Source organism: Streptomyces sp. SYP-A7185, assembly GCF_046103685.1.
GTDB lineage: Bacteria > Actinomycetota > Actinomycetes > Streptomycetales > Streptomycetaceae > Streptomyces.
Window position 1 is genome coordinate 3,276,828 of the sequence record NZ_CP122310.1, and the last position, 19,451, is coordinate 3,296,278.

Genomic DNA, 19,451 nt, shown 5'->3' on the forward strand with positions numbered 1-19,451 from the left:
GGCCCGGATCAGGTGATTCGCGCCACGGCGGCGCCCCTGCCATGCTGGCCCACCACGTGACCGGACCGGGACGACGGAACAACGGGACATATGACAGCGGAAGCCAAGGCAGCGGAAGTCGCAGCAGCTGATCCGGCGTCGCCGCCCCTGACCGAGCGGCAGGAGGCGCGCCGCCGCCGCATCCTGCACGCCAGCGCCCAACTCGCGAGCAGGGGCGGGTTCGACGCGGTGCAGATGCGCGAGGTCGCCGAGTCCTCCAGCGTCGCCCTCGGCACGCTGTACCGCTACTTCCCCTCCAAGGTGCATCTCCTGGTCGCCACCATGCAGGACCAGCTCCAGCACATGCACACCACGATCCGCAAGCGCCCGCCCGCGGGCGAGACGCCCGCCGAGCGGTGTGCCGAGACGCTGATGCGGGCCTTCCGCGCCCTCCAGCGCGAGCCGCACCTGGCGGACGCGATGGTCAGGGCGCTGACCTTCGCCGACCGCTCCGTGAGCCCCGAGGTGGACACGGTCTCGCGGCTGACCACGGCGATCATCCTGGACGCGATGGGCCTGGCGGACGCACCGACGCCCGAGCAGCTCTCCGCGGTCCGGGTCATCGAGCACACCTGGCACTCGGCGCTGATCACCTGGCTGTCGGGGCGGGCCTCGATCGCGCAGGTCAAGATCGACATCGAGATGGTGTGCCGCCTGATCGACCTGACGACTCCCGAGACCGCGTAGCCCGTCACACACCCCCGGGGCCACGCCTTTCGCAACCCCTAAATCGGTGCATGGGGGGGCGCACACTCATGTGGCAATTGCGCCCCTTAGCCTCGTCTCGGTCCCGCTTGGCCAATTCTCCGCGTACACATGGCGGCCACCGTGGCCGTTAATGGTCTGCGTGCTGTCCGAAGCCATGGGTACCCGGAGCGGGACCCTTGAGGAGCCGCGCGTGACCCGGGTATTTCTCGTGCACGATGCCTGTCTCTTGAGATCGGCCCTGGCGGAACGTCTCGCCCGCGAGCCCGATCTGGAGGTGTTCCACGCACCGTGGCGCCACGCACTCGACCGTACGGGAGCGGTGCGCCCCGACGTGTGCGTGGTGGACCCCGACGGTGACACGGCCTATGCCTCCGCCGAGTTCGGGGAGCAGTCCCATCCGGTGAGCGGCGGCCTCGGCTGCCCGCTCCTCGTCCTGGTCTCCGGCAACCGGCCGGGGCTCCTGCGCCGCTGCATGGAGGCCGGTGCGCTCGGCTACGTGGACAAGGCGAGCCCGCCGGACCGGCTGCTCACGGGGATCAGGCAGGTGGCGGCGGGCCAGCGGTTCGTGGACGATTCCCTGGGCTTCGGATTCCTGAAAGCGGCTCAGATGCCGCTGACCCACCGGGAGTTACTGGTCCTGTCACTGGCCGCCGGGGGCGCGCCCGTCGCCGAGATCGCGCACCGCCTGCATCTGACCAACGGGACGGTGCGCAACTACATGGCGGCGATCACCCGCAAGACCGGGGCCCGCAACAGGATCGACGCCATACGGATCTCGCGCGGCGAGGGGTGGGTGTGAAGTGCCGTCCACCGGGCCCCAGTTGCCGGAGAGCTCCCGGTAGAGGGGCGATCCTTCGAGCAGCTCCTCGTGGCGTCCGCACAGGGTGTGCGTCCCGTCCATCACCAGAATCCGGTCGGCGCGGCGTGCCGAGCTGATGCGGTGGGCGATCACCACGAGGGTGCCGCCGGGCCGCGCGGCGAAGGCCCGCTCGGCGCGGGCCTCCGCCACCGGGTCCAGATGGCAGGTGGCCTCGTCGAGCAGCGCGAGCGGCGCGTACGAGACGTAGGCGCGGGTCAGCGCGACCAGTTGCCGCTCGCCCGCGGAGAGCGCGGCGGGGTCGACGGGGGCGGTGAGACCGCCGAGCCGGTCGATCACCTCGCCGAGCCCCACGGCCCGGGCGGCGGCGAGCAGCTCCGTGTCGCCGACGGAGTCGGGCCGCAGGTACTCCAGGTTCCCGCGCACCGTGTCGCTGAAGACGTACGCCTCCTGCGGGATCAGGACCCGCCGCCCGACGGCCCCCTGCTCCCGTACGGACCGCCCGTCCACGCGGACGACCCCGCCGGCGGGCTCCATCAGCCCGGCCACCAGCCCGGCGAGGGTGGACTTCCCGATCCCGCTGGGCCCGACGACGGCCAGATGCCCCCCGCGCGGCACGGTGAGCGAGAGCTCCCGCAGCACGGGCTCGGCCCGGGGCCCGTAGGCGAAGGTGACGGAGGAAAGGTGGAGGGCGGGGGGCGGTGCGTCGGAGGCGGGCGCGGGGGCGGGGACGGGGACGGGGACGGTGGCTGCGGAGGGGGCCTGGGCCGCCTCCGGCAGGTCCGCGTCCCGGTCGGTCCCGGTCGTCGCCGGGTCACTGGTCAGCCGGCGGAGCACTACGGCCAGGCGGGCGCCGCTCGTGCCCAGGCCGTGGATCAGGTTGTGCAGGGCAGGGAGCAGGGCCTGGGTGACGTAGGCGATGGCTGCCACCAGGGCGCCCGGCGTCACGCCGCCGTTCAGGAGCCAGGGCGCCGTCACGAGGAGCAGGACGAGAGGCAGCTGGCCGCCGGTGGCGAGGGCCGCCGTACGCAGGACGCCCCAGCGGGCGAGCGAACGCGACGCCGCGTACTCCGTGGCGATGCCCCGGTCCAGGTCCTCGGCGACGTCCTGCTCGGCGCCCGCGGCCGCCACGTCCCGCAGGCCGGGCGCCACCGCGCCCAGATGGCCCGCGATGCCCTCGTCGGCGGCGAGGAACCGCTCCTGGCGCCGGGCCAGCGGACGCAGGCTCGCCACGAACAGGCCGACACCGGCCAGCAGGGGCGGCCCGACGACCAGGAGGAGCAGCGGGGCCAGCGAGAACAGGCCGATCAGCGCGCCCGCCGCCGTGAAGAGGAAGGAGCGGGACACCAGGACCAGGCCCGCGAACGTGTCCCTGGCGATCTCCACCTGCTGGGTGAGCCGGGACACCGAGGAGCTGTCCGCGTCCCGCAGCCCCCGGCCGACGACCTGCCGCACCAGGGTGTCCCGCAGCGGCTCGACCAGATCGGCGACCGCGCGGTACACCCGCCCGGTGCCGTACGCGGCCACGGCCACGCCGAGCCCCGCCGCGCCGAGCCACGCAAGGCCCACCGCCTCGCGCCCCGCGAGGAACCCGTCGTCCAGGGCGCGCGCGAGGGCGTACCCGGTGAGGAAGGTCTGCCCGGTCTCCAGGACCGACCACAGCGCGAGCCGCAGCACCACCGGCCACCTGCGCCAGAGGAACCGGACACCCCGGCGGTAGGTCCCCCGCGGGGCCCGTGAGGTTTCCATGGGGTCGTTCACGGGGGCTTTCACGGGGCTTTCCACCGGGTCCTTCACGCGACGCTCCACGGGGTCCTTCACGCGCCGAACACCTCCCGGTACTCCGCCCGCTGCCACAGCTCCGCGTGCGTCCCCACCGCACGTATCCGGCCTTCGTGCAGCCATGCCACCCCGTCCGCGCGGGCCGCCGTCGCCGCCCGGTGGGCGATGATCAGGCGGCTGCGGTGCGGGGTGTGGTGGAGCAGGGCCTCGGCGACGTGGTGCTCGGTCACGGTGTCCAGGCTCGACATCGCGTCGTCCAGGATCAGGAGCCGCCCGCCCCGCGCGAACGCCCGCGCCAGACCCAGGCGTTGGGCCTCTCCCCCGGAGAGAGGGGCCTGCGCGCACAGGGTGTCGTACCCCTCGGGGAGGCGGGTGATGAAGGGGTCGGCGTGGGCCGCGCGGGCCGCCTCACGGACGCGGGCCGGTGCCGGGCGCGGCGCCCCGAAGCCGATCGTGCCCTCCAGGGTCGTGCCGAGCAGCGCGGGCCGCTCGAAGGCGTAGCCGACCTCGCGGCGCAGCTCCTCACGGCCCAGGGACCGCAGCGGGACGCCGTCGAGCCGTACGTCCCCCTCGTCGGGGTCGGCGAGCCGGCCCGCGACCGCCGCGAGGAGCGACTTCCCGGCGCCGGAGCGTCCGACCACGGCGAGCGTGCCGCCCGCGGGCACCGTCAGGTCGACGCCGTCGAGGACCGTGCGTCCGCCGCGGGCCACCGAGACCCCGCGCAGCTCCAGGAGGCCGTCCCCGGGCGGGAGGTGTCCGCTCCCGTACGAGGTCTCGGGTTCGGCGAGGACCTCCCCCAGGCGGCGTGCGGCGGCCCGCGCCCGTACCAGGGCGCCCAGCTGTCCGACGAGCATGCCGATCCCGGTGGCGAGCACCGCGTACCGGGATGCGGCCAGCAACTCGCCGACGCTGATGCGCTCCTGGAGGACCAGATGGCCCGCGACCGCCACGACCGCGAGCTGGAGGAGGGGCGCGACCGCGACGGCCTGCGCCTGGGAGCGGCCCTGGACCCGCCACATCCGGTGGCCCTGCCGGGAGAGTTCGGGCAGGGCGCCCAGGACGCGCCGGGCCTCTTGGTCCTCGGTGTGCGCGGCCGCGATGGTCCGTGCCCCGCCGATCGCCTCGCTGAGGCGGCCCGCGATGGTCCCCTGGACCTCCTGATAGCGCGCCACGCAGTCGGAGGAGACGCGCACGAACCACCGCAGGAGCAGCACGAGGAGGGGCGCCCCGGCGACGAACACCACGACGAGCCAGCCGTCGATCAGGGCGAGGGCCACCACGGCGCCGACGGGCGCGACCAGGGCGGCGAGCAGCGCGGCGAGGGTGGCGGGCGCGACGCCCGCGTGGGCCGCGTTGTCGACGAGCCGTGCCACCAGGTCGCCGGGGGCGAAGCGCGCGGTGGCGCGGGGGCCGACGGCAAGGACGTGGCGCCCGACGCGGCCGCGCAGCCAGGCCGTCGTCCGGGCGTTGGTGGTGCCGGTGAGGACGCCGTCGCAGGCGTCCAGGAGCGCGCTCGCGGCGATGAGCGCCGCGCAGAGGAGGATCCAGCGGGTGGCGTCGGCGCCGACGTGGCCGGCCGCGTGGCCCGCGAGGACGGCGTCGAGGGCCCGGCCGATCGCGAACGGCAGGAGGAGGCTCGCGCCCGCTCCGGCGACGCTGCACAGCACGAGGGCCGCGCAGCGGGCCGCGCTGTGGCGGGTGGCCGCTTTCAGCAGGCCCGCGTCCGACGGGGCCGGGTCCGGGGCCGTGCCCGGCGGGTCCGCGTCGTGGCCGGGCCGGGGAGGACGGTTGGTCGTGGTCGCCATGCGGTCCGGGTCCTCGCAGTCCTCGTGTCCGTGGCGGAAGGTCCGTGGCAAAGCGTCCGCGGCGGGGCGGCTGAGCGCCGCCACGGGGGTGGGGCCGGGGATGGATCCGGGCGGTGCCTCTGGGGAGAGGCGCCGCCCGGTCCCTCATGAACCGTGCCGCTCAGGCACGGATCGACGTCACAGACAGAGCAGGACGCTCGCGTCGCTCCAGCACAGCAGCAGGCTCACGTTGCTGCCGCCGCCACCGTGGCCGCCGCCGGTCATCTCGTCGGACTCCATGCTCTGCAGGTCGAGAAGCGCCATGATCTTCCCTCTCATTTGGGGACGTGTTGTCCATATGGGTGGTGTCACGACCCCGCCATGTGGCGGGACCGGCTCTGGGGCCGCCCGAGGGGCGGCAGGAAGGGGACGTGTGCTCCGCCGTCCCCGAGGGCGGCGGCGAGGGCCAGGAGGCACCCCGCCGTTCCGGTGTGCAGGTCCATGGAGAGCCGCAGCATCTGGTGGCCGGGGAAGGCGAGTTGACCGGCGTACGGCATGGAGAACCAGCCGAGTCCCGCGATCTGCTCGGTGATGTCCCGGGGCGTGATGCCCGGCGCCGTGCTGCGGTTGAGGTGCAGCAGGAAGCCGGCCCGCCCCTGGAAAAGGCCCGGCTGCACGCAGAAGCGTGAGCGCGCGGTGGCCAGCATGCCCGGGCGTACCGCCTCGAACCCGGCGTCGTCCCGGTGCGCGAGGTAGTCGTCGACGACCATGCCGATGCCCACGCTGCCGTCGCCGAGGTACGGCATGGTGCGCCAGCCCTCGTCCACCCCGAGGCTGCCGTCCGGCCGTGCCACGCACCGGGCGAGGTCCGTGCGCAGGGCGTGCGCCGCCAGGTCGAGGAGCGCGGGGTCGCCGTTGCGCTCGTAGAGCCGCAGGAAGAGGAGCGCGGGGCCCGTGGCGCCGCGCAGCAGCCCGGCCCGCGGCTTCCCCTTGGGCGGGTCATCGGACGTGAGCCGTTCGCCGATGATCTGCGCCGCCCGCAGGGCGTGCCGGGCGAGTTCCTCCTCGCCGGTGCGGTGCGCGAGGGAGTCGAGGGCGAGGCCGAGCCCGGCGAGACCGCCGTGCAGGTCGGAGGGGAGCCGCTGCCAGTTCTCCTTGAGGACGAGCTCCATCAGGTCGAGGGCGCGGGTGCGGTGGCCGAGCCGTTCGAGGACGTGGGCGATGCCCGCGAGGCCGTCGTTGAGCCCCAGGGGTAGGCCGGGCGGCGCGGGCTCGGTGTGCTTCAGGAGCCAGCGTTCGCCGTCCTCGTAGCGTTCGGCGCCGCTCTCGGCGAGGGCGAGCAGCACTCCGGCCGCGCCGTGCGCCAGGCCGAGCCCGCCGCCGTCGGCGAACTGCGCGATGTCCCCGGGGAAGAGCCGGTCGTCCCGCTCGGGGGTGGCCGAGGCGAGGATGGCCTTGACCATCGAGTCCCGGCTGTAGGGCCAGTCGGCGAGGTCGACGAGCGGGGCGGCCGACCCGGAGACCTGCCGCACGGCCCCCGTGGCCGCAGTGGCCCCCGTAGCCCCCGTGGCCCCCGTAGCCCCCGTGGCCCCCGTGGCCCCCGTGTGCCCCTGCCCGCCGCGCTCGATCTCGGCCACGGCCTCGTCGAGGAACGCGCGGGGCACGTCCGGGAATTCGGCGGCGATGACCGCGGCGAGGTGGGCCGCCTTGCCCCGGTCGACGGCGAGGAGCGTGGTGATGGGCAGGAACAGGGCGAGCCGCAGACAGGCGAGGGCGTAGCGGTCGACGTCCACGCCCTCGCGGTCCGCGGGAGCGATGAACCCGGGGTGGGCCACGACCTGCCGGCCGCCTTCGCCGACCCGGGTCGCCGCCTCGAAGTCGAGGAGAGAGACGGACTGTTCGTCGGGCGCGACCATGACGTTGAACATGTGCAGGTCGTTGAAGACGACGCCCCGCTCGTGGACGGCCGTGACGGCGTCCTCGACGGCGCGGTGGATCCGCAGCGCCCAGGCCGTGTACGCGGCGACGGCGTCCGCGTCCGGCTCGCTGACCAGCAGCGGATGCCGGTCGGCTAAGAAGGAGTTGAGGGTGCTGCCCTCCAGGAAGTCCATGACGAGGAAGCGGTGGCCGCCGAGTTCGAACCAGTCGCGCACTTCCGGCGCGACCCCGAGGCCCGACAGCTTCTCCAGCGCGTCCCGCTCGCGCTCCAGGCGGGCCACGGCGTCGGCCCCGTCGGACGCCAGGCCCGCGTGCGGCCGGCCTTCCTTCAGGACGACCTTGCGGCCGTCGCGGGTGTCGGTGCCCACGTAGACCCCGCCGCCGTTGGAGAAGTGCAGCGCCTTCTCCATGCGGTACGGCAGGTCGGTGACCGTCGTGTTGTTGCGCGCCGCGAGCTCCGACTCCAGGAACGACGGCAGCGTCACCCACGCGGGGACCTTGAAGGCGGGGTCGCGCGAGTCGGGGACGAGGCGGCCCTGGTCGTCCTCGACCGCGGGCACGAGGCCGCCGCGTTCGTCGACGCACATGCGGCGGGTGAAGGCGCCGTACCTGACGTACAGCGGGCCTTCGCGCCAGCGCAGGTCGGTGAGGATGTAGGGGCCCTCGGAGCCTTCGAGCGTGCGGCCCAACTCCGTCAGGATCGCGTGCAGTTGCTCTTCGTCGGCCGGGTAGAGCGTCGCGAACTTGCCGCTGCCGTCACGTCCCGCGTACTTGCTGTTGCGCAGGTGGAGCAGGTGCGGTCCCGCGATGAACTTGAAGGGGACGGCGTCCGGCACACAGTGGTCCCACACGGCGGCGGCGGTCCGGTCGGCGTTCTCCAGCGTGGCGGACACATGGATCTTCCAGCCCTGCTGGGGCGCCGGCCGGGCCCGCCCGTCGTCGCCGAGGGGGACGAAGGTCAGCCAGTCGCCCTCGCGGGACGAGCGCCATCCTTGCGGGACCGGGCGCCCCGCCGTCGTGAACCCGGGGGCGTTCTTGCCCGCGGACAAGCGGTCCGGAGTCTCGTAGAAGTGCCTGTCAGCCAGACAGTAGACCTCGTACCGCTTGTCCACTGCGTCCCCTCCCCATGTCGTCTGGGTGAGAGATTTCCAGGCCGCAAAGGGGACGGACAGTCACGGATGTCATCGATCCGACATGCGGAACGCATGGGTAAAGTCCTGTTCGCACGCTTTCGAGCACACATAATGCGCACAGGAGGTACACAATCCGGTTTGGGCGGCGTCACTGATGCAAAATTCCGCCGCCCAGGAGGACTACATCAGTCCTCCGGAGGGAATACGGGCTCCCCACTTCCGGACAGCGTGATGGCGATCGCCTCGACCGGGCAGCCCTCGGCCGCTTCGAGCACCTTTTCGTTGGCGTCGGTCTCGGGGTCCACGGGGTGCGACTGGCGTGCGGAGTCGAGCGTGAAGCCGCCCGGCGCCGTGATCGCGCACATCCCCGAGCCGATGCAGACCGACCGGTCCACCTCGACGTGCCAGCGGTCCCCCATCAGGCACCGGCCCCTTCGTAGCCCGCGGGCAGGTGGATCATCTTGTGCTCGAAGTACTCGCCGTACCCCTCGGGTCCGAACTCCCGGCCCAGACCGGAGTTCTTGTAGCCGCCGAACGGACCGAGCATGTCGAGGCTGAAGGTGTTCACCGAGTACGTCCCGGTGCGCACCCGCCGGGCGACGTCGATGCCGCGCTCCACGTCCGCCGTCCACACGCTGCCGCTGAGCCCGTAGTCGGAGTCGTTGGCGATCTTCACGGCCTCGCTCTCGTCGCCGTACGGGATGAGGCAGATGACCGGGCCGAAGATCTCCTCGCGGGCGATGCGCATGGAGTTGTCGACGCCGCCGAAGAGCGTCGGTTCGACGTACCACCCCTGGTCGAGTCCGGGCGGACGCCCGCCGCCCGTCAGGATCTTGGCGCCTTCCTCCTGGCCGATGCGGATGTAGTCGAGCGAGCGCTGCTGCTGGCGTTTTGCGACCAGCGGGCCCAGTTCCGTCTCCGGGTCGAGCGGGTCGCCGATCTTGAGCGCGGAGGCCGCGGCGGCGAAGGCCTCCGCGAACTCGTCGTGGCGCGCGTGCGGCACGAGGATCCGCGTCTGGGCCACGCACGCCTGCCCGTTGATCATCCACGCGAAGGGGACGATGCCGGCGACCGCGGCCGAGGCGTCCGCGTCCGGCAGGATCACGGCGGCCGACTTGCCGCCCAACTCCAGGGTCACGCGCGTGAGGTTGCGGGCGGCGACCTCCATGACGCGCTTGCCCGCGCCGACGGAACCGGTGAAGGACACCTTGTCGACACCGGGGTGCCCGACGAGGTACTCGCTCACCTCGCGGTCCGCCGAGAGGATCGAGAGCACGCCCTGCGGCAGCCCCGCCTCGGTGGCGATGTCGGCGAGTATGTAGGCGTCGAGCGGCGTCTCGGGCGAGGTCTTGAGGATCACCGGGCATCCGGCGAGCAGCGCGGGCGCGAGCTTGGCGGCGGCGGTGAACTGCGGGACGTTCCACGGGACCACGGCCGCCACGACACCGACCGGCTCGCGCCGCACGAGAATCTTGCCGAGGGCCCCGTCGCGCGCCTCCTCGTACGTGAAGTTCTTCGCGACGGTGAGCGCCGAGTCCCAGACCATCATCGAGGCGAGGGCCTGCACCATCACGCTCGACGTGTACGGGGTGCCGTTCTCGGAGCTGATGACGCGGGCGATCTCCTCGTGCCGTACGGCGAACGCGTCCTTGATCCTCGTGACGACCTCGATCCGCTCGTCGAGGGTCATCCGGGGCCAGGGGCCCTCCTCGAACGCCTTGCGCGCGGTGGCGACGGCCCGGTCCACGTCGGCGGGCGCGGCGTGCGGCACCCGCGCGAAGACCTGGCCGGTGTGCGGCGAGACGACCTCGATGACGTCCTTGCCGAGGGGATCCACCAGCTCCCCGCCGATGAACAGCTGTCCGTGTTCCACGAGCTCGGTCATGGCTGACTGCCTCCTGCGGGATTCCGCTGCGCGACACGCTTTCTGACACTGTTTCAGAACTGATACCAGTTCTAGTTCCAGTAGTCCACGGAGAGCACGGAGCAAGTAACCTGTCGAAACAGTCGACTTAGGCGATCATTGGAACTAGTTCTAATTATGGTGAGGACGGCCGCGGCCGAGGCCGCGCGGCCGACGAGAGATGAGGACGCCCGATGACGCAGGTGACCGATCCGCAGGTGACCGACCACGGCGGGGGCGTGTGGAGCATCAAGGTCCCCATCCCGGACAACCCCCTGGGCTTCACCCTCGTGCACCTCCTGGACACGGACGCCGGCCCGGTCCTCATCGACACGGGCTGGGACGACCCCACCTCCTGGGACGCCCTCGCCGCGGGACTCACCGCCTGCGGCACCTCCGCCGACGCGGTGCACGGCGTCGTCATCACCCACCACCACCCCGACCACCACGGCCTGTCGGCCAAGGTCCGCGAGGCGTCGGGGGCGTGGATCGCCATGCACGAGGCGGACGCCTCGGTCGTCCGCCGCACCCGGACCGGCCCGCCCGCGCGCTGGTTCGACTACATGGTGGAGAAGCTGACGGCCGCCGGCGCCCCCGCCGACCACCTGGCCCCCCTGGTCGCGGCCCGTGACGCGGGCCGCGCACCCCGGCTGCCCGGCCTGGCCGCCGCCCTCCCCGACCGCGGCATCACCCCCGGCGAGCTGCTCGAACTGCCGGGCCGCAGGCTCCGCGCGATCTGGACCCCGGGCCACACCCCGGGCCACGTCTGCCTGCACCTGGAGGAGGAGCACCCGGCACGGCTGCCGGGCCACGGCCGCCTCTTCTCCGGGGACCATCTGCTGCCCGGGATCACCCCGCACATCGGCCTGTACGAGGACCCCGACGACGAGACCGTCACCGATCCCCTCGGCGACTACCTCGACTCCCTGGAGCGCATCGGCCGCCTGGGCGCCGCCGAAGTGCTCCCGGCCCACCAGTACGCGTTCACCGACGCCCCGGCCCGTGTGCGGGAGATCCTGGCCCACCACGAGGAGCGGCTCACCGATCTGCTCGACCTCCTCGCCGAGCCCCTCACCCCCTGGCAGCTCGCCGAGCAGATGGAGTGGAACCGCCCCTGGGCCGAGATCCGCTACGGCTCGCGGAACATCGCCGTCTCCGAGGCCGAGGCCCATGTGCGGCGCCTGGTGAAGCTGGGGCGCGCGGAGGCGGTCGGCCACGATCCGGTGCGCTACCGGGCGGTGTGACCTCCGGCCGGCGGCGGGCGCCCCGGGCCGCTCTCCCTACGGGCCGGTAGAGTGGCCCCGTCGTCATCATGCCCGTACGGGGGGAAGCCGGTGCGAATCCGGCGCTGACCCGCAGCCGTGAGACCGCAGCTCCAGCAGAGCTGGCGGAGAGCCGGATTGCCCCGCGCGGAGCGTGACCGGCTCGCGTCATCGGAACCGCCGATGACCGGCACCGTCGAGGTATACGGAGCCGGAGCCGCCCGGTGCCCGTGCCCGCTGCGCGCCCGTGCTGCCCCGCTCCCCGCAGTGAGAGGCACCCGCCGCATCATGAACGTACGCCGCAGCGCAGCGGTCCTGGCCGCCGTCGCCGTGTTCGGTTCGGCCGCCGCCCCGGTCGCCTTCGCCGAGAGCGCGTCACCGTCGCCCTCCGCGGCCCTCCCCTCCGGTCTCTACGGCGACGCCGACCCCAAGTTCGACGGGGTCTTCCGGCAGTCGTACGCCCTGCTGGCCCAGGACTCGGCCGGTGTGAAGCCCGCCGCGAAGGCCGTCGACTGGCTGACGGGACAGCAGTGCGCGAGCGGCGGTTTCGCCGCCTACCGCGCCGACGCGGGCGAGCCTTGCGACTCCAAGACGATGTTCGACAGCAACGCGACGGCCGCCGCCGTCCAGGCGCTCGCCGCGCTCGGCGGCGAGAAGAAGGCCGTCGGCAAGGGCGTCGACTGGCTGAAGTCGGTGCAGGGCAAGGACGGCGGCTGGGGTTACAGCCCCGGCATGGCCTCCGACGCCAACTCCACCGGCATCGTGATCGGCGCCCTCACCGCGGCGGGCGAGAAGCCGCAGTCGGTGAAGAACCAGGACGGCAAGTCCCCGTACGACGCGCTGCCCGCCCTCTCCATGAGCTGCGAGAAGGACGGCGGCGCCTTCGGCCTCGCGGACGTCAAGTCCGGCAAGCTCTCGCCGAACGCGGACGCCACGGCGGCCGGTGTGCTCGGCGCCCACGGCAAGGGCCTGGTCGTCGACGAGGCGAAGAAGAAGGCAGCCGCCCCGAAGTGCGAGAAGGCCGACACCGCCGAGCAGGCGGCGGCGAACGGCACGGGCTACCTCCTGAAGACCCTCGCCAAGGGTGACGACCACCTGATGTCCTCGATGCCCGGCGCCAAGAACATGCCCGACCTCGGCAACACCGCGGACTCCGTGCTCGCGCTCGCCGCGGCGGGCCAGCCGGACCAGGCCCGGAAGTCGGCCGAGTGGCTGTCGAAGAACTCCGCCGAGTGGGCCGAGAAGTCCGGCCCGGCCGCCTACGCCCAGCTGATCTTCGCCGCCCGCGCCGCGGGCCTGGACGCGCGTGACTTCGGCGGCGCGGACCTGGTCAAGAAGCTGAACGCCACGGGCCCCGCGCCGCAGGCCACCGAGCAGGCCGCCGACGAGAAGAAGGACGACGACGGCAGCGGCGCGAGCATCTGGTGGATCATCGGCGTCGGCATGGTCGCCGGCATCGGCATCGGCTTCCTGTACAGCGGCAACAAGAAGAAGCAGCAGCTGTGACGCGGGGTCGCGTGCGGTACGGGCGCCTGGTGACCGGGGCGCTCCTCGCCGCCCTGCTCGGTGTCCTCGCCGCCGCCCCCGCCCAGGCCGCCGGGTACCGCTACTGGTCCTTCTGGGACCGGGACGGCTCCCGGTGGGCCTACGCCAGCCAGGGGCCGAGCACCGCGCGGCCCGACGACGGTGCCGTGCAGGGCTTCCGGTTCTCGGTGTCCGAGGACTCCAAGGACGCCGCGAAGCCGCGCGGCGCCGCGGACTTCGACACCATCTGCGCCAAGACCCCCGCCGAGGACGGCCGCAAGCGGATCGCCCTGGTCGTCGACTTCGGCACACCGGGCGACGCCCCGGACGGGGAGAACCCGCCGAAGGCGCGTACGGCCTGCGCGCGGATCGCCGACGACGCGACGAGCGCCGACGCGCTCGCCGCCGTCGCCAAGCCCCTGCGGTACGACAGCAATGCCCTGCTGTGCGCCATCGCCGGCTACCCGAAGTCGGGCTGCGGCGAGCAGGTCGCGGGCGAGGGACGGTCCGGGAAGAAGCAGGACCCGGGCGCGGCGGGCGACGAGGGCGGCGACTCGGGTGGCCCCTCCGTCGGCCTGATCGCGGGCGTCGCCGCCATCGCCCTGCTCGGCGGGGCCGCCGTCTGGCAGGCACGCCGCCGACGCGGCTGACCGCGCGATGACCGAACAGCCGAGCACCGCTCCCGGTGCGCTGCGGCGGCGCCTGGCCCCCGCGGCGCACCGGAGCAACGCGCTGCACCCGGGCGCCTGGTGGATATGGGCGCTCGGCCTCGGCGTCGCCGCGTCCCGCACCACCAACCCCCTGCTCCTCGGGATGCTGATCGGCGTCGCGGGCTATGTCGTGGCGGCCCGCAGGACGTCGGCGCCGTGGGCGCGGTCGTACGGCGCCTTCGTGAAGCTGGGCCTGGCCGTGATCGCGATCCGGCTCGTCTTCGCCGTCGTCCTCGGCTCCCCCATCCCCGGTACGCACGTCCTCGTGACGCTCCCCGAGGTGCCGCTGCCCGACTGGGCGCAGGGTGTGCGGATCGGCGGCCGGGTGACGGCCGAGGGGCTGCTCTTCGCGCTCTACGACGGGGTGCGCCTGGCCGGGCTCCTCATCTGCGTGGGCGCCGCCAACGCCCTGGCCAGTCCGGCGAGGCTCCTCAAGTCGCTGCCGGGCGCGCTGTACGAGGTGGGGGTCGCCATCGTCGTGGCGATGACCTTCGCACCGAACCTGATCATCGACGTCCAGCGCCTGCGGGCCGCGCGGCGCCTGCGCGGGCGGGCGGACAAGGGCATCCGGGGACTGCTCCAGGTGGGGCTCCCGGTCCTGGAGGGCGCCCTGGAGCGGTCGGTGGCGCTGGCCGCCGCGATGGACGCGCGCGGCTTCGGCCGCAGCGCGCCGGTGCCCGCCGGGGTGCGCAGGGCCACGGCGTTCCTGACCCTCGGCGGTCTGATGGGCGTGTGCGTGGGCACGTACGGACTGCTCTCCGCGGAGGGCACCGGCTATGGGCTGCCCGTCCTGGCCGCCGGGCTCGTCGCGGCCCTCGCCGGGCTCCGCCTCGGCGGCCGGCGCTCCGTGCGCACCCGCTACCGGCCCGACCCCTGGGGCGTGCGCGCCTGGCTCGTCGCCGGGTCGGGGATCGCGGTGGCGGGCCTGATGATCTGGGCCGCCTCGTACGACGCCGCCGCCCTGCACCCCGGGGTCGTCCCCCTGACGGCGCCGGCCCTGCCGCTGTGGCCCGCGGCGGCCGTCCTGATCGGGCTGCTGCCCGCCTTCGTGGCGCCGGTGCCCGCCGATTCCACCGCTCCCGTCCGCTCCCCCGCCCCCTCCTCCGCTCGCTCCAAGGAGTCCTCATGATCCGCTTCGAGGATGTCTCCGTGACGTACGAAGGGGTCGAGGGGCCCACCGTGCGCGGGGTCGATCTCGCCGTGCCCGAGGGGGAACTGGTGCTCCTCGTCGGCCCTTCCGGGGTCGGCAAGTCGACGTTGCTCGGCACGGTGAGCGGCCTTGTGCCGCACTTCACCGGGGGCACGCTGCGGGGCCGTGTGACCGTGGCCGGGCGCGACACGCGTACCCACAAGCCGCGCGAGCTCGCGGACGTGGTGGGCACGGTGGGCCAGGATCCGCTCTCGCACTTCGTGACGGACACCGTCGAGGACGAGCTGGCGTACGGGATGGAATCGCTCGGGCTCGCGCCCGACGTGATGCGCCGCCGGGTCGAGGAGACCCTGGACCTGCTCGGCCTCGCCGAGCTGCGCGACCGGCCCATCGCCACCCTCTCCGGCGGCCAGCAGCAGCGCGTCGCCATCGGCTCGGTGCTCACGCCGCACCCCGAGGTCCTCGTCCTGGACGAACCGACCTCGGCCCTCGACCCGGCGGCCGCCGAGGAAGTGCTCGCCGTGCTCCAGCGCCTCGTGCACGACCTGGGCACCACGGTCCTGATGGCCGAGCACCGCCTGGAGCGGGTCGTGCAGTACGCGGACCAGGTGCTGCTGCTCCCGGCCCCGGGCGAGCCGCCCGTGCTCGGGGACCCCGCCGCGCTGATGGCACGCTCGCCGGTCTACCCGCCGGTGGTGGGCCTCGGCCGCCTCGCGGGCTGGACCCCGCTGCCGCTGACCGTCCGGGACGCGCGCCGCAAGGCGGGCGCCCTGCGGGAACGCCTGGCCGCGGCCGGCCCCCGCGAGGAGACCCCCGCCGTCCCGCGCCCCGAGGAGGGCCGCCCCACGTCGGGCTGGGCCCGGCTCCGCGGACGCACGAAGGCGGACGCGCCCGGAGCGGCCGCCGCCCAGGTGTCGTCCCTCGCCGTCCGCCGGGGCCGCGTGGAGGCCCTGCGCCGCGTGGACCTCACCGTCCGCGCGGGCGAGACCGTGGCCCTGATGGGACGCAACGGCGCCGGGAAGTCCACGCTCCTCTCGACCCTGGTGGGCCTGCTCGAACCGGCGGCGGGATCGGTCCGCGTCGGCGGCGTGGCCCCGCACCGCACCGGCCCGCGCGAGCTGATCCGCCACGTCGGCCTGGTCCCCCAGGAGCCCCGCGACCTCCTCTACGCGGACACGGTGGCCGCCGAGTGCGCCGCGGCCGACCAGGACGCGGGGGCGGACCCCGGCACCTGCCGCGCCCTGGTCACCGAGCTGCTCCCGGGCATCGCGGACGACACCCACCCCCGCGACCTCTCGGAGGGCCAGCGCCTCACCCTGGCACTGGCGATCGTCCTGACGGCACGCCCGCCGCTGCTGCTCCTGGACGAGCCCACCCGTGGCCTGGACTACGCGGCCAAGGCCCGGCTCGTCGTGCTGCTTCGCGCTCTCGCCGCCGACGGCCACGCGATCGTCCTCGCCACGCACGACGTGGAGCTGGCGGCGGAGCTGGCCCACCGGGTGGCGATCCTCGCCGACGGGGAGATCGTCGCCGACGGCCCGACCCCGGACATCGTGCTCTCCTCCCCTTCCTTCGCCCCGCAGACCACCAAGATCCTCGCCCCGCAGAAATGGCTGACGGTCACGGAGGTACGGACGGCGCTGGCCGCCGGCGCCGAGGACGGCATCGCGTGAGCCCCGCTCCCCCGGTCCGCCCGGCCGGCGCGCGCCGGATCCGCCCCGTACGGCTCGGCCCGCGGTCCGTCGGCGCCCTCGCCCTCGTCAGCGCGGTCGGCGTGGTGGCCTTCGGGTGGCCGCTCATCGCGAGCGGGGACTCGGGGCTCGGCGCGCACGCCCAGGACGCGCCCTGGCTGTTCGCCGCCCTGCTGCCGCTGCTGCTCGCCGTCGTCGTGGCGACCATCGCGGACGTCGGGCTCGACGCCAAGGCCATCGCGATGCTGGGGGTGCTCGCCGCCGCCGGTGCCGCGCTGCGGCCGCTGGGGGCGGGGACGGCCGGGATCGAGCCGATGTTCTTCCTCATGGTGCTCAGCGGGCGGGTGCTGGGACCCGGGTTCGGTTTCGTGCTCGGCGCCGTGTCCATGTTCGCCTCCGCGCTCCTGACCGGCGGGGTCGGCCCGTGGATGCCGTTCCAGATGCTGTCCATGGGGTGGGTCTGCATGGGCGCGGGGCTGCTGCCGGGGGCCGAGACCCTGCGCGGGCGCGGCGAGCTGTGGCTGCTCGCCGCCTATGGGGCCGTCTCGTCCGTCCTGTACGGCACCGTCATGAATCTCCAGGGGTGGCCCTACCTAGGCGGCCTCGCGACCGGAGTCTCCTTCGTGCCCGGCGACCCCGTCGGCGAGAACCTGGCCCGGTTCGTCGCGTACTGCCTGGCGACCTCCCTGGGCTGGGACCTCCCCCGGGCCGTCGTCACCGTCCTGCTGAGCCTTGCCCTGGGGCCCGCCGTCCTGAAGGCGCTGCGCCGGGCCACGCGCCGGGCGGCCTTCGAGGCCCAGGTCACATTCGAGGGCCCGAAGCCGTAGGCGGATCCTGGCTCTCCGTTACATGGAGGTCCCTTCGTGGTGAGGCGGCCCACAGGACTTAGGTCCTCTACGAAGCGGGGTCGTAGATCATTCCGCTTGACGCGGACGCGCCAATGCATGCTCCGACCTGGGGATTGAGAGCCACGTCACACGAGGGACGTTTCGCGCACATGCGACAGCAACTAGTAAAAGGGGTCATTGCGGCGACGTAACAGCCCTGCTTCTCTGGTTCGAGTCGCACGGCGCCGACGGCCTCAGGGCCACCGGCCGGACGCATTCCCACAGCCACACTCCCGTGGCCCACGGCATGCCCGCGACACCATGTCCCCCACGGAAGGCCACGCTTTGTCCGCCACGCTCCTCCGCCGTATCGCCACTCCGAAGAAGGCCCTCACCGGTGCCGCCGTGGCAGCCGCCACGACCGGCATGGTGCTCATGGCCGCCCCGGCCCAGGCCGCGGCCCCCACCGCCGCGAAGGCCGCCGCTCCGGCCGCCGCCCCCGCCGCGGCTCCTTCCTCGGCGCAGGCGATCGCGAAGAAGTTGATCCCGGACCCCGCGCAGTACAAGGCGTTCAGCAAGATCGTCGAGCACGAGAGCGGCTGGAACCCGAAGGCGACGAACTCCTCTTCGGGCGCCTACGGTCTGGTCCAGGCGCTGCCCGCCTCGAAGATGGCTTCGGCCGGCGCGGACTGGAAGACCAACCCCGAGACCCAGATCAAGTGGGGCCTCGACTACATGAACGACCGCTACGGCAGCCCGGTCGGTGCCTGGAACCACTGGCAGGCCAACGGCTCGTACTGAGCCACCGGGGCTCCCTGAGCCACACCGGCCACACCGGCCACACGAAGGCGGCCACCCCTCTCCCGGGGTGGCCGCCTTCGTCGTACCGAGCAAGCGCGACCCAGGAACCTGGCCCTACAGCCGCTGGATGATCGTCCCCGTCGCCACCGCCCCGCCCGCGCACATCGTGATCAGTGCGAACTCCTTGTCGCGGCGCTCCAGCTCGTGCAGGGCGGTGGCGATCAGCCGGGCCCCGGTCGCCCCGACCGGATGCCCGAGGGCGATCGCGCCGCCGTTCACGTTCACCTTCTCCAGGTCCTGCTCGAAGACCTGCGCCCAGCTCAGGACCACCGAGGCGAAGGCTTCGTTGATCTCCACGAGGTCGATGTCCTTCAGGGACATGCCCGCCTTGCCCAGGACGGCCCGCGTCGCGTCGATCGGCCCGTCCAGGTGGTAGTGCGGATCGGCGCCCACCAGGGCCTGTGCCACGATCCGGGCGCGCGGCCGCAGCTTCAGGGCCCGCGCCATCCGCTTCGACGCCCACATGATCGCCGCCGCGCCGTCCGAGATCTGCGAGGAGTTCCCCGCGGTGTGCACGGCGGTCGGCATCACCGGCTTGAGCCGCTCCAGGCCCTCCATGGTGGTGTCCCGCAGCCCCTCGTCCCGGTCCACGAGCCGCCACATGCCCTGCCCGGCGGCCTGCTCCTCCTCCGTGGTGGGGACCTGGACGGCGAACGTCTCGCGTTTGAAGCGCTCCTCGGCCCAGGCCGTGGCCGCGCGCTCCTGCGAGATGAGACCGAGCGAGTCGACGTTCTCGCGGGTCAGACCGCGGTTGCGGGCGATCCGCTCGGCGGCCTCGAACTGGTTGGGCAGGTCGACGTTCCACTCCTCGGGGAACGGCTTGCCCGGCCCGTGCTTGGAGCCCGACCCCAGCGGCACCCGCGACATGGCCTCGACGCCGCAGCTGATCCCGACGTCGATGACACCGGCCGCCACCATGTTGGCGACCATGTGGCTGGCCTGCTGCGAGGAGCCGCACTGACAGTCCACCGTCGTCGCCGCGGTCTCGTACGGCAGGCCCATGGTGAGCCAGGCCGTGCGCGCCGGGTTCATGGACTGCTCCCCGGCGTGCGTGACCGTGCCGCCCACGATCTGTTCGACGCAGTCCGCGTGGATGCCCGTGCGCCCCAGGAGCTCGCGGTAGGTCTCGCCGAGCAGATAGGCGGGGTGGAGATTGGCGAGCGCGCCGCCGCGCTTGCCTATGGGGGTGCGTACGGCTTCGACGATGACAGGTTCCGCGGCCATGGGCGTCCTCTCCATCCACATCCCGCGGGAGCGTCCCGGCACCCACGCGGAGAACTAGTACGCGTTCTAGTTCTGCATGCAGTCTGCTGAGCGCGACC

At 73.4% G+C, this 19,451-nt stretch carries 15 protein-coding genes, 1 pseudogene and 1 riboswitch; of the genes and pseudogenes, 9 read left to right on the plus strand and 7 right to left on the minus strand.

What is annotated here, in order from left to right; translation table 11 throughout:
* The first annotated feature begins 90 nt into the window (after positions 1-90).
* Entirely contained in the window at positions 91-726 is a 636-nt protein-coding gene (locus tag QBL25_RS14435) for a TetR family transcriptional regulator (protein ID WP_409057443.1), read from the plus strand.
* A gap of 211 nt (positions 727-937) precedes the next feature.
* Positions 938-1,546: a LuxR C-terminal-related transcriptional regulator gene (locus tag QBL25_RS14440; RefSeq protein ID WP_409057444.1), complete on the plus strand. Its 609-nt coding sequence runs from the start codon at positions 938-940 to the stop codon at positions 1,544-1,546.
* A gap of 285 nt (positions 1,547-1,831) precedes the next feature.
* Here QBL25_RS14440 and QBL25_RS14445 read toward each other — a convergent pair.
* From QBL25_RS14445 to QBL25_RS14470, 6 genes and pseudogenes are all read right to left on the minus strand, one after another.
* Positions 1,832-3,469: pseudogene (locus QBL25_RS14445) on the minus strand (ATP-binding cassette domain-containing protein); the annotation flags it as partial.
* Positions 3,382-5,151, minus strand: coding sequence for an ABC transporter ATP-binding protein (locus QBL25_RS14450; protein ID WP_409057445.1), 1,770 nt, complete (start codon positions 5,149-5,151; stop codon positions 3,382-3,384). The pseudogene QBL25_RS14445 and the gene QBL25_RS14450, both read right to left, overlap by 88 nt.
* 177 nt (positions 5,152-5,328) lie before the next feature.
* Positions 5,329-5,454 (minus strand): SapB/AmfS family lanthipeptide, encoded by a 126-nt coding sequence (locus QBL25_RS14455; RefSeq protein WP_383271570.1) that lies wholly within the window; start codon positions 5,452-5,454, stop codon positions 5,329-5,331.
* A gap of 44 nt (positions 5,455-5,498) precedes the next feature.
* On the minus strand, positions 5,499-8,180 hold the full coding sequence (gene lanKC / locus QBL25_RS14460) for a class III lanthionine synthetase LanKC (RefSeq protein ID WP_409057446.1): 2,682 nt from the start codon (positions 8,178-8,180) through the stop codon (positions 5,499-5,501).
* 206 nt (positions 8,181-8,386) lie between these two features.
* Positions 8,387-8,620, minus strand: a complete 234-nt coding sequence (locus QBL25_RS14465; protein WP_409057447.1) for a ferredoxin — start codon at positions 8,618-8,620, stop codon at positions 8,387-8,389.
* Positions 8,620-10,086, minus strand: a complete 1,467-nt coding sequence (locus QBL25_RS14470) for an aldehyde dehydrogenase (protein ID WP_409057448.1) — start codon at positions 10,084-10,086, stop codon at positions 8,620-8,622. The genes QBL25_RS14465 and QBL25_RS14470 overlap by 1 nt, the downstream gene beginning before the upstream one ends.
* Positions 10,087-10,298: 212 nt before the next feature.
* On the opposite strand from QBL25_RS14470, the gene QBL25_RS14475 reads away from it, so the two are divergent.
* From QBL25_RS14475 to QBL25_RS14505, 7 genes are all read left to right on the plus strand, one after another.
* Positions 10,299-11,348, plus strand: coding sequence for an MBL fold metallo-hydrolase (locus QBL25_RS14475; protein ID WP_409057449.1), 1,050 nt, complete (start codon positions 10,299-10,301; stop codon positions 11,346-11,348).
* Positions 11,349-11,428: 80 nt separating this feature from the next.
* Positions 11,429-11,510: riboswitch (cobalamin riboswitch) on the plus strand.
* Positions 11,511-11,654: 144 nt separating this feature from the next.
* Positions 11,655-12,872, plus strand: a complete 1,218-nt coding sequence (locus QBL25_RS14480; protein ID WP_409057450.1) for a prenyltransferase/squalene oxidase repeat-containing protein — start codon at positions 11,655-11,657, stop codon at positions 12,870-12,872.
* A complete protein-coding gene (locus QBL25_RS14485) occupies positions 12,869-13,540 on the plus strand; it encodes an SCO2322 family protein (protein WP_409057451.1) in 672 nt (223 codons plus the stop codon). The genes QBL25_RS14480 and QBL25_RS14485 overlap by 4 nt, the downstream gene beginning before the upstream one ends.
* 7 nt (positions 13,541-13,547) lie before the next feature.
* On the plus strand, positions 13,548-14,729 hold the full coding sequence (locus QBL25_RS14490; protein WP_409057452.1) for an energy-coupling factor transporter transmembrane component T: 1,182 nt from the start codon (positions 13,548-13,550) through the stop codon (positions 14,727-14,729).
* Entirely contained in the window at positions 14,726-16,423 is a 1,698-nt protein-coding gene (locus QBL25_RS14495) for an ABC transporter ATP-binding protein (protein WP_409057453.1), read from the plus strand. The genes QBL25_RS14490 and QBL25_RS14495 overlap by 4 nt, the downstream gene beginning before the upstream one ends.
* Positions 16,420-17,268, plus strand: a complete 849-nt coding sequence (locus tag QBL25_RS14500; protein ID WP_409057454.1) for an ECF transporter S component — start codon at positions 16,420-16,422, stop codon at positions 17,266-17,268. Before QBL25_RS14495 ends, QBL25_RS14500 begins: the two co-directional genes overlap by 4 nt.
* A gap of 345 nt (positions 17,269-17,613) precedes the next feature.
* Positions 17,614-18,069 carry a transglycosylase SLT domain-containing protein gene (locus tag QBL25_RS14505; protein WP_409057455.1) on the plus strand — a complete coding sequence of 152 codons (456 nt, stop codon included), beginning with the start codon at positions 17,614-17,616 and terminating at the stop codon, positions 18,067-18,069.
* A 114-nt stretch (positions 18,070-18,183) separates the two neighbouring features.
* Here the strand turns inward: QBL25_RS14505 and QBL25_RS14510 are convergent, their stop codons facing one another.
* Positions 18,184-19,353, minus strand: a complete 1,170-nt coding sequence (locus QBL25_RS14510; protein WP_409057456.1) for a steroid 3-ketoacyl-CoA thiolase — start codon at positions 19,351-19,353, stop codon at positions 18,184-18,186.
* Between the last annotated feature and the right edge of the window lie 98 nt (positions 19,354-19,451).